Genomic DNA, 12,851 nt, shown 5'->3' with positions numbered 1-12,851 from the left:
TTTGCTTCATCAGATCCCGCTAAACCAGTTATAGCCCTGATCTTCCCAATATCCACCCGGATTATCAGTACTGACAAAGATCTCAACGATATGCTTGGGATTTTTGAAGCCCAACTTGGTCGGTACTCGAACCCGTAGTGGATAGCCATACTCCGGCGGCAAAGCGACGTCGCCGAAATCCAGTGCCAGCAGTGTTTGCGGGTGCAATGCCGTCGGCATGTCCAGGCTGGAGTAATAGCGGTCAGCACACTTGAAGCCGACAAATTTAGCCGTCGTATCAGCCCCGATATGTTCCAGGAAGGCTTTCAGCGGCACCCCACCCCATTGCCCGATAGCGCTCCAGCCTTCTACGCAGATCAGGCGCGTAATGTCGGTGCGCTGCGGCAATTTGCGCAGCCCCTCTAGTGTCCACGGTGCCTTGTCCCGAACCAGCCCGGAAACGGCGAGCAAATAATCGCTCAGATCAAGGTCCGGGATATCCTCCTGGCCGTAGAACGCGTTGAAGGGGAATGGCTTGGTCATTTGCGCCTGGGTGAACGTCGGCGCGAGTTTCTGCCCGCTGAACAGCCAGGCTTGAACCCGATCGTTCCAACGCGACATGGCCCATAGCACCTTGTCGACCTGATCGCCGTCCTGCAAGTTGCAACCGGTCAGCATCGCCATCGCGCCGACGGTCAAGCCACCGCGCAGAAAGTGGCGACGCTGGAGGTTTTCCAACTGAAGCTGCTGTGCGGGTTCAAGTTTGATGCGCTCAATGGCGCGTTTTTTTGGCTCAATCATGGTCGAGTTTTCCGCCAGTGATCATGGGCAACAACGTTTTCGGCACCAGCAGCACCAACGTCAGATGCACAACGACGAACGCGCCAATCACCGCCATCGCCGCAAAATGCACGTAGCGGGCTATGTCATAGCCGCCCAGGAGCGCGACCAGTTCTTGCAATTGAATGGGCTTCCAGATCGCCAGCCCCGAGATCACGACCATTGCACCTGCAGCCAGCACCACCCAATACATCAGGCGCTGCACCGCGTTATAGACGCCCTTCTCGTGCACCAGTCGAAACCGCAGTGCATCCGTCAAATCACGTTTTACCGCCGGAACACTGATCGGCAAAAAATCACGTCTGAAATGCCGACTGATCAAGCCATACAGCACATAGATGAGGCCGTTGATGAACAGCAACCACATAAATGCGAAGTGCCAGGCCAGCGAGCCGCCCAGCCAACCACCGACCGTCAACGCCACCGGAAACCGAAAGGCGAACAGTGGCGAGGCGTTGTAAATCGCCCAACCGCTCATGAACATGCAGACCATGCATACGGCGTTAAGCCAGTGAGTGACGCGGACGGGCCAGGGATGGATTGCTTTTTTACTCATATTTTTCCCTGCCTTGGAAGCGCTGCTCCTGTTGATGCGAGGCCCGGCGGCCTCACGCCAACAGGTTCAGGTGATTACATCGGTGGCTGGAAGCCATCTTTACCGACAGCAATACCGCGTGCGGTGGTGCCATCCTGAGCGGGGAACACGACAACTTTCGCGCCTTTGACCAACTCATCGGCTTTGCCTGGTTCAACGTAGGCGATGGGCACATCATCCGGCACGACGAGCTGCTTCTCGCCCCCCTTGTAGTTGACAGTCAGCGTGCGGCCGTTGGCTTTGGACAATTTGCCCACGGTGCCGTTGGTCATGGTGCCGGTGCTGCCATCCGCATTCTGCCAACCGTAATGGCCTTCGCCGCTGCCCTTGAGGCTGGACTCGAACACCGTGACTTCCAGCGCCTTCAGCGAACCGTCAGCTTGTGGAATGGCTGCAGAGCCAACGAAACTGTCCGCTTTGATCGAATCGATGGCAGCCTTTGACACCCGTTTGATATCGGTCTTGTCAGTCAGGCCGATGGTCTGCTGTGCGCCGGATCGAGTAGCGAAAGTCAGCGTGTTGTTGCTGACACTTTCGACGGTGCCGCGCAGCGGCTTGATCACCGGCATATCGGCCGCAGTGGCCATGACAGCAGCACTGAGCATCAGCAAACCGAACGTGGTGGAGAGAGCAGTCTTGAGCTTCATTACGACGATTCCTCACTGGTTTATGTGTCGCCATCCTCGGCCCCCGACCGGGACCTCACGATGACCGCCGGATGACATTTTTGTCATTCGCAACGACGCTTTCACGAATGACAGAAATGTAACCGACTCAACCTTCTCAGCTGGTTACACTGCAATCCTGAGATACCGATGCCGCGGGTTGAATCCCGTCATAAAAGAAACCCGAGCGCCCCCTGAAGATGCATATTCTGCTGATCGAAGACGACACCAAAACCGGCGAGTACCTGAAAAAGGGACTTGGCGAGTCCGGCTACAACGTCGACTGGACCCAGCACGGCGCCGATGGCTTGTACATGGCACTGCAAACGAACTACGACCTGATCGTGCTGGATGTGATGTTGCCCGGCATCGATGGATTTCAAATCATCGAGCTATTGCGCGCCAAGCAAGACGTGCCCGTGCTGTTCCTCACTGCCCGCGATCAGTTGCATGACCGCATTCGCGGCTTCGAACTGGGCGCCGATGACTATCTGGTAAAACCGTTTTCCTTCACCGAGTTGCTGTTGCGCATTCGCACCATCCTGCGTCGTGGCGTGGTCCGCGAAGCCGATCATTTTCACATCGCCGACCTGGAGCTGGACCTGGTGCGTCGCCGCGTCACGCGCCAGCAGCAAGTGATCGTGTTGACCAACAAGGAGTTCGCCCTGTTGCATCTGTTCCTGCGCCGCGAAGGTGATGTCCTGTCCCGGGCGCAGATTGCCTCGGAAGTCTGGGATATGAATTTCGACAGCGATACCAACGTCGTGGACGTGGCTGTCAAACGTCTGCGCAACAAGGTCGACCAGCCCTACCCGATCAAGCTGATCCATACCATTCGCGGTATCGGCTATGTGTGCGAGGTGAGGCCATGCGGCCCCGACGCCAACCATCCCTGACCCTGCGCTCGACCCTGGCGTTCTCGCTGGTGGCCATGGTCGCCGTGGCCGGGGCCGGGTTTTATTTGTACCAGTCGATGAAAGCCTCGGTACTGATCTACAGCGACCACGCGGTCATGGGACGTCTGGATCACTTTCGCAAACTGCTGCATTACGAACTGGCCATCGAGAAGCTGCGCGACAGTCCGCAGATTTTCAAGAACATGCTCGACAGCGAAGACGACATTTTTATCATCGCGGAGCCCGGCCAGCAGCCGGTTATCCTGGTCAATCCACTGAACGTCACGCTGCCCGATTTGCCCGTGATCGGCCAAGAGGCGAAGCTGAGCGTAAACGACCTGCGCAGCGGCGTGACCGACTCTGGAGCACCGCTACGCGCCGCTTCCGTACAAACGACCTCAGGCGGGCGCGAAGTTCGCCTGACAGCCGCGCACATCATGGGCAAGGAAATGGCCATGCTCGCGGCGTTTCGCGAGCGTATTTACCTCGCCGTGACACTGGCCTTTCTGCTCACGGCATTGCTCGGTTACGTGCTGCTGCGTCGCGGACTGCGCCCGTTGCGCAAAATGGCCGCGCATGCGGCAAACATAACACCTGAGCGGCTCGACAGCCGGATGGACAGCGCCGATACACCGGTTGAACTACAACAATTGAGTGACGCCTACAATGCCATGCTCGATCGCCTTGCCAAGGGTTATCAACGACTGACGCAGTTCTCCGCCGACCTGGCTCACGAAATACGCACGCCTGTGGGTTCGTTGATGGGGCACTGCCAGGTCGCCCTGCGCCAGCCCCGCAGCGAGGACGACTATCAGGCGCTTATCGCCTCGAACCTTGAAGAACTGGAGCGTATTTCCCGGATCGTCGAAAGCATCCTGTTTCTCGCTCGCGCCGACGAAGCCCAATCGGTGGTCGAGCGCCAGCCACTGTCGCTGCACGATGAATCACAGCGCATCGCCGGTTATTTCGAAGGCCTGGCCGAAGAGCGGCAGATGACCCTCCAGACCACCGGCGATGGCACCGTGCATGCAGACCCTTTGCTGCTGCGCCGAGCATTGAGCAACCTGGTGGCAAACGCGATTCGCTACGCCGACGAAGGCACCGAGATCCTGATGCGGATCATTGCAGCCGACGGTGGATGCCGAATTGAAGTGGAGAATCAGGGGCCCGTGCTGAGTGACGAAACCCTACGCAAACTGTTCGACCGTTTTTACCGAGGCGATGCGTCCCGTCACCAAAGCTCCGACTCATACGGCCTCGGCCTCGCCATCGTCGTGGCGATCATGCAATTGCATGGCGGTAATGTGAGTGTTGAACAGCCCAAGCCGGGGACCATTCGTTTTTCGCTTTTATTCCCTAGTGCTTGAGCGACACAACCGGACATTGCCTATCTATCCGGGCTCTCGCAGCGGGCTAAACGATCAAAATCAACCTCTTGATAGTGCGCTTCAGGTAAAGCTTTTTGTCATAACCGCGAAACGCAATCCTGGCTTGGTTGGCGTTCCGAAACGGCTGTCTTCATAAGGAAAAAGTTCAGTCTCACCAGACTTGGAATATCCGCGTCGCTCATACCAGGCAATCAGAGTTTCACGAGCTTCGAGCACTGTCATATGAATAGCCTGAGCGCCTCGTGCCTGGCACCATTGCTCCGCAGTGCTGAGCAACCGACGCCCAAACCGGGCATTCTGTGTCTGTGGATCAACGGCAAGTGAACCCAGATACCAAGTGTGACCACTCATTGGCTCGACCCATACACAGCCTAAGAGGCTTTCGTACTGCTTCCATACCAATAACGTTGCGTGGGGTTTTTCAGCGATTTCTGCTCGAAGCGTCGCTTGCGAAATGCGATCTCCGCTGATGAGGCCAGCTTCCGTTGTCCAGCCACCCTCATCACCATCGCCACGATAAGCCCGATTCAGTAACGACACCACATCAGGGATATCAGCAGCACTGGCTGGCACTAAGTCGACCGAAGTCAAAACACTATCGATTGACCTAATGGGCGTGGACGACTGAGTATCACTTTTGAAGATTTGTGCGTACAGCCTGGAAACATTCGGCGTCAAATTTTGCTCTATCGGAACGATGAAATCTGAAGGGTCAGCGAGTGGTTTTGCGTAAATCACTTCATAAACACGATGCACCACGCCGGGTTCTCGTTCTTCACGATCAAAGCCTGGCATTATGCCGACGGCTGTATAACCCGCCTGTTCCAACGCTTGTTGCATGTAAGGGCTGGTCGTCGTCGCCATGCCATAGATCAACCCCGCCCCCATGTGTTTGCCGATCTTTTCGCCTAGATGCTGAGCTGCAATGGCAAGGTTCGACTTCCGATGAGGCCTGGCCACAGCACCTACGCGACCATAGATAACATCAGCCCCGTCTATTTTCTCCCATGTCGCGATAGCGACGATCTCAGCTTGGTGACGAACAACCACCGCTAAAATGTCCCGGTCGACGCAGTCTGAAAACACCACCTTTTCTTCATAAAACAACCTGTTAAAAAATGCGCTGCCCGTGCCTACGGAGATGGAAGGAAACCATGTTTCGAGAAAACTTATGGCAACGCTGATCTCGTCGCGCTCCAGGTAGTCCCATTCATAGTCCTCAGGCAAGGGGGTAAAGCCTCGGACTTCGTCAATGGTCGGCCATTTCATTGTGATTTCCTTGTGATGCTTTGTTTTGCAAGATGGGTCGGTTTAAGCGCAACCTGGTTTCGCTAGCAAAGCCGAAACAGTCAGCGCAGATGTGCTCTGGATTTCCCGACTGGAGGTTCGCCTGCCTCTGCGCAATTACCCAGCCGGCAAGCGTTTGTCCAGACAGGCATCCATTAGATTTGTGAGAGGCCACCGTCGACCATCAGTTCTACGCCGTTGACATAATTGGCGTCAGTGGATGCAAGGAAAAGTGCGGACGACGCTATTTGTTCCGGTTGGGCCATGTAGCCCAGCGGCACGATTTGTTCTACGTGATTTCTGAGTGCTTCGATCTGGCTCTCATCCATCTTCAGTCCGTTGTCCATCAACGGTGTTCTGGTAAAGCCAGGGCTGAGCACGTTCGCGCGAATTTTTCGGCCTTTGAGCTCATTCGCCCAAGTACGTGCAAATGAACGCACAGCAGCCTTTGAAGCATTGTAAAGACTCAGACCTTCCATCCCGTTGCTGGAACAAATGGAGGCGGTCAGAACAATTGACGAGCCATCCTTCATCAACGGCAACAGCGTCTGAACAGTAAAAAACACACCCTTAACGTTAATATCGAACATGTTGTAGTAAGCGGCTTCAGTCGTTTCGCCCACTGGGTTTTTTTCGCAGACACCGGCATTGGCGAACACTGCGTCGAGTTGACCGTCCCGTCCTTCGACCAATGCTTTGAGCGAATCGAGATCGGCCTGCTGAGCGACATCCGACACCACCGCCACCGCATTATCGCCCAGTGCAGCAACCGCAGCGTCCAACGTTGCCGCCGAGCGTCCGGTGATATAAACGCGTTTAGCGCCCTCGGCTAACAGCGCTTGGGCAATCGCAAAGCCGATTCCAGTCGAGCCGCCCGTGACGACCGCCACTTGATTGATAAATTTACCAGACATGTTTTGACTCCTGAGTAACGCATTTAGGGTGAGTTGAAAGTTTGGCAACTGCTCGGTGCTGGAGTCAGTCAAGGTTCGGGCTGACCGAAACGCCGAAAGGAGCAGTTACTTTTGGTAAACGAGGCATCGAGGCATACACCGACAGCAGTGCTGAAACGACCAAGCAGGCAGCGATGCCCAGCAGGCTGGCAATGAATCCGGAGGCTAGCGAGGAAGGGGTTTGCGCAGGAGTAGCCAGTGCGTAAAACACGCCACCGAGTACTGCCACCCCCAGCGCGGCGCTGACCTGCAATGCCGAATTGACTACGCCGGAAATCATTCCCGATCCGCCGGGTGGTGCACGATCTATCACGGTTCGAATAAGTGTTGGCAGCGCCCAACCCTGGCCAAACCCGAGTAATCCCACCGCGAGGATCACGAGCGCCAATTGAGGGTTCTCCCCTGCCGGTGCGATAGCGACCGCTGCGCTCAGGATCAGACACCCCAGTACCTCAAACATCATTCCAATGGCGGGAACAAAACGGCCGAACAAGCGGATGGCAAATGGAGTTGTCAAAGGGCCAATCAGAAAGCCCACGCCAAACGGGACGAACATCATCCCCGAGGTCAATGGCGTTGCCCCCAGCGCGTCCTGTAGGTAAATCGAAAACGTGAGAAAGAATGCCGATATCACGTAGAAGAACAGTACGCCCGTCAGCCCGGCGACCAGGCCGGGGGCTCGACTGAGTTGCGGACTGACCAATGGTGTGCCGCCTCGACGCTCCAGCGCGACCTCGTGGCGCCAAAAGGCAGCAGCGACTGCCGGCGAGCCGAGTAGCAACAGACACAACCACCATGGCCAACCTGCTTCCCTGCCTTCAACCAACGGTACAACCAGCAGCCCAACCGTCAGCGCACACAGCAGTACTCCAAGGCGATCCAGTGGCGCCGGAGTTTGGCTCCGGGTTTCGGGAAGCAGCCGTATTCCGCCAATAAAAACAGCGATGACGATGGGCAGATTTATCAAGAACACTGCACGCCATTGCAGGCCCCAAACATTCATCGATATCAGCAAGCCCCCAAGTGCTTGGGCGACAACCGCCGCGAAACCAATCGTTGCGCCATACACGGCTAACGCACGCGAACGTTCATGCTCCGGAAACAGGACATGAACGGACGCCAGTCCCTGCGGTGCCATTGCCGCCGCGCTCAAACCTTGCAACACACGTCCGCAGATCAATATCGTCGGCGAGTTGGCAAGGCCACAGATCAAGGAGGCAACGCCGAAACCGGCCATTCCCGCAACGAACACTCGGCGGCGGCCAAACAGGTCGCCCAGCCGACCGCCCGTGATAAGGAAGATGGCGTAGCTAGCGGCATAGCCTGAAATGACCCATTCGACCTGCGCGGGGGTAATCGCCAGGCCGCTACGAATTGACGGCAACGCAACATTGACGACGAAAAAATCCAGCGGTGGAAGAAAGGCGCCGACCAGAAGAACGGCGAAAGCAAACCATCGGCGCGAATAGGCCGCCGGGGCGCAATCCAGTTTGAATGTCATTGGGCAACTCCAGAAACACAGCTAGCCAGCGCAGGCAGACTTCATATTCATTCATGTCCGCTGCCTGGCCGATAAAACGGCAAGCCATAGGGTTTGTTGCGGTTGTTGAGGGTCTATTGTCCGAGTCAACGAGCGACAGCGGCACTGCCAGAGATGCACATTCCTCGTGCATTTTTGTAAGGCCGCCGCTCGTTGTGCAATTTCTTCAGTCAGGGGCAACAGCCAACTTGAAATGTTCACTTCCAGCAATGGGAGCCCAGTCTTTGAGAGGCGTCAGGTAGTGCAACTCAAAGCACCGGGACACGAACCTCCACTGGTCATCACGACGCTCGAACCTGTCGTAATAGAGGCCACTGACTTGCACCGGTCCTTCCTCGATGTCGTGAAACAAGCAATTGGCGGCTACAGTCCCAACAGCGCTGTCGCCCTCGATCTGGATCAGAGGGTTGGCCATCCAGTGATGCATATGCGGCATCTGCCGCCAGCTCTGTTCAGCCATGGTGAGGATTTCGCTCCGACTCCGCGCGCTGCCGAATCCGGGCAGATCCAGAGTCGAATCCTCATGCCAGATCTGCTGCAAAAGATCGGTACTCATACGGTCGAACGCGTTCGCATAAGTGGAGATAAGCGTTTCGATCGCCAAGCGACTTTCCAGATTGTTCAGTCGTGCGGCCAGTGCTTTGATATTCATCGCGTTATCCTATTTCTCAGAATCCGGTTGCGTCTGCTGGACCTGATGGAGTGACTGGCTCAACCAGCGCAAAACCACCCCGAACGCCTCATCCGAATTGCGCTCATAGATCAAGCCATGGCCATTACCGTGAATGCCGAACGCCGGGAGATCCAGATGATCAACGCAGGCGCCGGCGGTTCGCAGGAAAGGCACAATGGTGGTGGCGTAGGTGGCGAATTTCGAAGCCTCTCCCGTCAGCAGCGCGACAGGTAATCCCTTGAGTGCGGGTATCTGTAGCGTGGAGGGATCGGCGGCTTGCACCTCCTGCGCCGATGCGCGTGGAGGATCGTATGTCATTGAAGTCGCTGTCAGTCCCCATTCCAAAGTGCCGATACCGGGCGTATCGCCAAAGACCGGGCCCATCGGTTCCACAGCAACAATGGCTGCAATCAGCCCAGGCCTGCGATCCGCCAATAACCAGCCATCAGGACCGGAAGCTGAGTGGGTGACGATGATTGCCTTGCCGATTCGGTCCAGTAGTTGGGCCAAGCGATCCGCATCCATCGCCTGGGAAGCCGCAAGGTCTGCGGGCATTGGGCCGTATCCTGCTATGAAGGCATCAAAGGCACTATCGTCGTCCACAGCAAAGGGCCATTGGGTCTCACTGCCGCCCTCCGGAAAATAGACCTCTCGTGCACGTTCATAGGAAAACGCCGGCCCCATCGGCCCTAAAATATCCGAGTGATAAGGGGAGCGGCCATGGCCAGGCCTGTCGACGCAAAACACCACGTGACCGGACTCCACGAAACGCTGAGCCCACCCGGGCCGTCCGTCCGGTGTATCGAACCATTCAGTCGCCTGCAACGTACCTCCATGTACGAGCACCACGGGGTACGGTTGAGTGATCACCTGCGGCGACTCCCACTCCACGTACATCGGACCTTTCTGGAATTGCTTGCCCTCTTGAACAACCCGCTCGCCGGTGATCCAGAAATTCCCCCGACGGGAACTCGTGGGAGTGTTCATGTGCCATGGCTCTTCGCTCAACGCATCTGCTGGAACACCTTTCGTCGTGATCGAAAACACAGACCAATCCTGATTACCCAGTCCGTTTGCGACGGCCGCTTCCATTCTCGAACGCACCACACGTGCGGCGGGCAGGCAGAGTCCCCGGTCTTCCGCTGCCCGCAACGCAAGATTCACGTCTTTCAAACCAAGGGACAGCTTGAAGCCTGGCTCGTAGCGGCTGTTCACTATGTTTTGCCCATAGCGCTGGTAGTTGGGGCAAGCGAACAGCGTCTGGGTGACGACTTCGATGAATGCCGCCGGGCTCAGCCCATATTGCTCAGTGAGTAAACTCGCTTCAGCCAATGACTGGATGGCTTGGGTGATCATCATATTGCCGGCGATTTTTGCGATACAGGCCTGCACGGGTCGATCGCCCAGACGCCAAGTCTTTTGGCCGAGCACATCAAACAATGGCTGAACGCGGTCGATGGCGGCTTCAGGTCCGGCCGCCAGAATGTTCAATTCCCCCTTGGCGGCGACAGCAGGGATGCCGAAAACCGGCGCGGCAATGAGCACCAGACCCGCCTCGTCATGTTCTTTTTGCAGTTGCTCCATCAACGCTGGCGACAGCGTCGACATAACGATATGGATGCAGCCGTCGCAGGCCGTTTTTAACGCCGCTGACTCCAGCAGCACCTCGCGCACCGCAGTGTCATCGGCGAGCATGCTGATGACCACCTGCTGTTGAAATGCAGTCGCCGCGGACGCAAGCACATCGATTTCACTTAACCGGCAAAGCGCGTCGGTACTGCGATTCCATGCACTCACCCGATGGCCCGCCTGAACGAGCAGCGCAATCATGGCTTGCCCCATGCTTCCGACACCTACAAACCCGATATTCATGTGAAGCCCTCCTGCTTGCCGCGCAAAGATTGATGGATCAATTGTGTGCGGGATGGGGTTGCAACGGGACTGCCATTGCTGCATCTTCGCCGTTCATTTTTGTGGGGGATGAGCCATGGACTGGAACGACTTGCGCGTCTTTCTGGCGATTGTCCGCACCGGCTCGCTGGGCGCTGCCGCGAAGCAACTTGGCGTCAGCCACCCCACTGTCGGGCGACGTCTTCACGTTCTTGAACAGGACGGCGGCCAGGTCTTTTTCCGCCGCACCAGCCAAGGCCTCGTACTGACCGACAGCGGTGAAAAAATCCTGTACTTGGCCGAGGAGATGGAGCGAAGCGCGCTGTCCATTGAGCGGCACCTGGGTGGCAACGATCAACCTGAAGGGCTGCTGAGGATTTCATCGGCGGACTGGTTTGCCTGCTATGTGCTGGCACCCGTACTCACCGAACTGTCGCGACGCTACCCGAAGATTGTCCCAGAGGTCATCCCCGGCCATCGCCTGTTCGATCTGACTCGCCGTGATGCGGATATCGCCTTTCGCATCGTGCCGTTCACCGAACCGGACATCGTTCAACGTCGACTCACAACACTCAGCTACGGGCTCTATGCCGCGGCAGACTTGCCTTTCTCACCTTCCCAGAACGGAGAAGACCTCGGGTTGATTCTCATGAGCACGGCTCAAGCTCACTACCCCGACGTGCTTTGGCTACAGCAAATGTTTCCTCGCGCCAAAACCGTGCTCACCAGCAGTAGCCGTACCGTGCAGGCGCAGATGTGCGGCCGCGGATTGGGCGTAGCGGTTTTGCCACGGGCGCTTGGCGATCAGTTGACCGCCCTGAGATTGGTAGACGTCGGCAGTGAACCACCAGGACGCGATATCTGGATGGGGTATCACCACGACATGAGACAGATGGACAGGCTCCGCGCCCTCGCGGATCTCGCTGGCGAAATGATTGGTACGTAGGGTCTTACGCTGCGAAATATTGCCGGAACCCGCTCTCCACATTTGCGGTGTTACAACCCTTATGCTGGTTGTACGTTTTAGTGTTCCCCCCGACTACAGCGCGCGCACAAATGCGCGTGATGTTTTGTGACCAGCACTCAATTAGCCGCAGGCAGCTCCCATATGCCCCCCATGCACACGCAACCAGATATCTTCGAGCCTATCCAATGGGAAGCTCACGCTTGCCTGCCGTTGCTTCCCGGGCAGGACATGTCTGGCTTGAGACGCTACCGCGATGCAGGCTTTCATCATGTATCGATCAACGTGGGCATGGACATGACGCCTTTTCCTGACGTGATCCGAGTGCTCGCCGGTTTCCGGCACTGGCTGGCGCAACATGATGACGACTATCTTCTGGCGGGTACGGTCGCCGATATCCAGCGCGCCCGTGACCAGCGCAAGCTGGCGGTTTCTTTCGATCTCGAAGGTTCGAACATGCTGCAGCAGGACGTCGCCATGGTTGGGCTGTTCGCCAGACTGGGCGTGCGCCAAATGTTGCTGGCCTACAACCGCGATAACAGTTGCGCCGGTGGTTGTCATGGCGCGGGCGGCGGCTTGACCCCTCTGGGCCGCGAGGTGGTGAGTGAAATCAACAGGTCCGGTATCGTCATGGATTGCTCCCACGCCAGCAAGCGTTCAAGCCTGGAGGTCATGGAGTTCTCGCAGCGGCCGGTGATTTTTTCCCATACCAATGTGAAGGCCATCCACGACCACCCGCGCACGATCGACGACGAACAGATCCTCGCGTGTGCGGCCCAGGGTGGCGTGATCGGCCTCACTGGCCTCGGGATTTTTCTGGGTGACCCCGACGCTTCAGTCGCCGCCTTCATTCGTCAAATCGATTACCTGGCCGAGCGAGTCGGGACCCGCCACATCGGCCTCGGCCTGGACACCGAACTGCACCCCGACCACCGAGACCTGCCCGAGGGCGTGGAGGAGAACGATTGGTGGCCAGAGCAGCATTACGGAAACATGAATGGCCATCGCCAATTACAACCAGCAGCCCTCGAGCGGGTGGCCCGGGAGTTGAAGCGGATGGGCTACAGCGAGTCGGATGTTCACAACATCTACGGCGAGAATTTCCTGCGCGTGGCGCAATCCACGTGGCCGTTGCCTGAAACCGGTTGAGCGCAGCAGGGTGCCTTCAAGCATTTTGTGAG

The 12,851-nt window shown here is 57.2% G+C and carries 12 protein-coding genes; 4 read left to right on the top strand and 8 right to left on the bottom strand.

The window, feature by feature from the left end; genetic code table 11:
* Nucleotides 1-9: 9 nt before the first annotated feature.
* The 3 genes from MA884_RS02555 to MA884_RS02545 form a co-directional block, all read right to left on the bottom strand.
* The gene (locus tag MA884_RS02555; protein WP_256228871.1) at nt 10-780 is read right to left on the bottom strand and encodes a molybdopterin-dependent oxidoreductase; all 771 of its coding nucleotides are present in this window, start codon (nt 778-780) and stop codon (nt 10-12) included.
* Nucleotides 773-1,375: a cytochrome b/b6 domain-containing protein gene (locus MA884_RS02550; RefSeq protein ID WP_256228870.1), complete on the bottom strand. Its 603-nt coding sequence runs from the start codon at nt 1,373-1,375 to the stop codon at nt 773-775. Before MA884_RS02550 ends, MA884_RS02555 begins: the two co-directional genes overlap by 8 nt.
* Nucleotides 1,376-1,449: 74 nt before the next feature.
* Nucleotides 1,450-2,061, bottom strand: a complete 612-nt coding sequence (locus tag MA884_RS02545; protein ID WP_256228869.1) for a hypothetical protein — start codon at nt 2,059-2,061, stop codon at nt 1,450-1,452.
* A gap of 218 nt (nt 2,062-2,279) precedes the next feature.
* On the opposite strand from MA884_RS02545, the gene MA884_RS02540 reads away from it, so the two are divergent.
* Both MA884_RS02540 and MA884_RS02535 read left to right on the top strand, forming a co-directional pair.
* Nucleotides 2,280-2,975 carry a heavy metal response regulator transcription factor gene (locus MA884_RS02540; protein ID WP_256228868.1) on the top strand — a complete coding sequence of 232 codons (696 nt, stop codon included), beginning with the start codon at nt 2,280-2,282 and terminating at the stop codon, nt 2,973-2,975.
* Nucleotides 2,948-4,342, top strand: a complete 1,395-nt coding sequence (locus MA884_RS02535; RefSeq protein WP_256228867.1) for a heavy metal sensor histidine kinase — start codon at nt 2,948-2,950, stop codon at nt 4,340-4,342. Before MA884_RS02540 ends, MA884_RS02535 begins: the two co-directional genes overlap by 28 nt.
* An 81-nt stretch (nt 4,343-4,423) precedes the next feature.
* Here the strand turns inward: MA884_RS02535 and MA884_RS02530 are convergent, their stop codons facing one another.
* The 5 genes from MA884_RS02530 to MA884_RS02510 form a co-directional block, all read right to left on the bottom strand.
* Nucleotides 4,424-5,632 carry a GNAT family N-acetyltransferase gene (locus tag MA884_RS02530; RefSeq protein WP_256228866.1) on the bottom strand — a complete coding sequence of 403 codons (1,209 nt, stop codon included), beginning with the start codon at nt 5,630-5,632 and terminating at the stop codon, nt 4,424-4,426.
* Between the two features lie 173 nt (nt 5,633-5,805).
* Nucleotides 5,806-6,564: an SDR family oxidoreductase gene (locus tag MA884_RS02525; protein WP_256228865.1), complete on the bottom strand. Its 759-nt coding sequence runs from the start codon at nt 6,562-6,564 to the stop codon at nt 5,806-5,808.
* A gap of 64 nt (nt 6,565-6,628) precedes the next feature.
* On the bottom strand, nt 6,629-8,104 hold the full coding sequence (locus MA884_RS02520; RefSeq protein WP_256228864.1) for an MFS transporter: 1,476 nt from the start codon (nt 8,102-8,104) through the stop codon (nt 6,629-6,631).
* 205 nt (nt 8,105-8,309) lie between these two features.
* Nucleotides 8,310-8,795, bottom strand: coding sequence for a nuclear transport factor 2 family protein (locus MA884_RS02515; protein WP_256228863.1), 486 nt, complete (start codon nt 8,793-8,795; stop codon nt 8,310-8,312).
* 9 nt (nt 8,796-8,804) lie between these two features.
* Nucleotides 8,805-10,688, bottom strand: a complete 1,884-nt coding sequence (locus MA884_RS02510) for an NAD(P)-binding domain-containing protein (protein ID WP_256228861.1) — start codon at nt 10,686-10,688, stop codon at nt 8,805-8,807.
* Nucleotides 10,689-10,803: 115 nt separating this feature from the next.
* Here MA884_RS02510 and MA884_RS02505 point away from each other — a divergent pair, with 115 nt between their 5' ends.
* Together MA884_RS02505 and MA884_RS02500 are read left to right on the top strand one after the other, a co-directional pair.
* Nucleotides 10,804-11,652, top strand: a complete 849-nt coding sequence (locus tag MA884_RS02505; RefSeq protein ID WP_256228860.1) for a LysR family transcriptional regulator — start codon at nt 10,804-10,806, stop codon at nt 11,650-11,652.
* A 171-nt stretch (nt 11,653-11,823) separates the two neighbouring features.
* Nucleotides 11,824-12,819 (top strand): dipeptidase, encoded by a 996-nt coding sequence (locus tag MA884_RS02500; protein ID WP_256228858.1) that lies wholly within the window; start codon nt 11,824-11,826, stop codon nt 12,817-12,819.
* Nucleotides 12,820-12,851: the final 32 nt, after the last annotated feature.

Source organism: Pseudomonas sp. Q11 (assembly GCF_024494355.1).
GTDB lineage: Bacteria > Pseudomonadota > Gammaproteobacteria > Pseudomonadales > Pseudomonadaceae > Aquipseudomonas > Aquipseudomonas hefeiensis.
The sequence above is the reverse complement of the archived record's forward strand: the minus strand, read 5'-3'. Positions and strand labels throughout refer to the sequence as shown.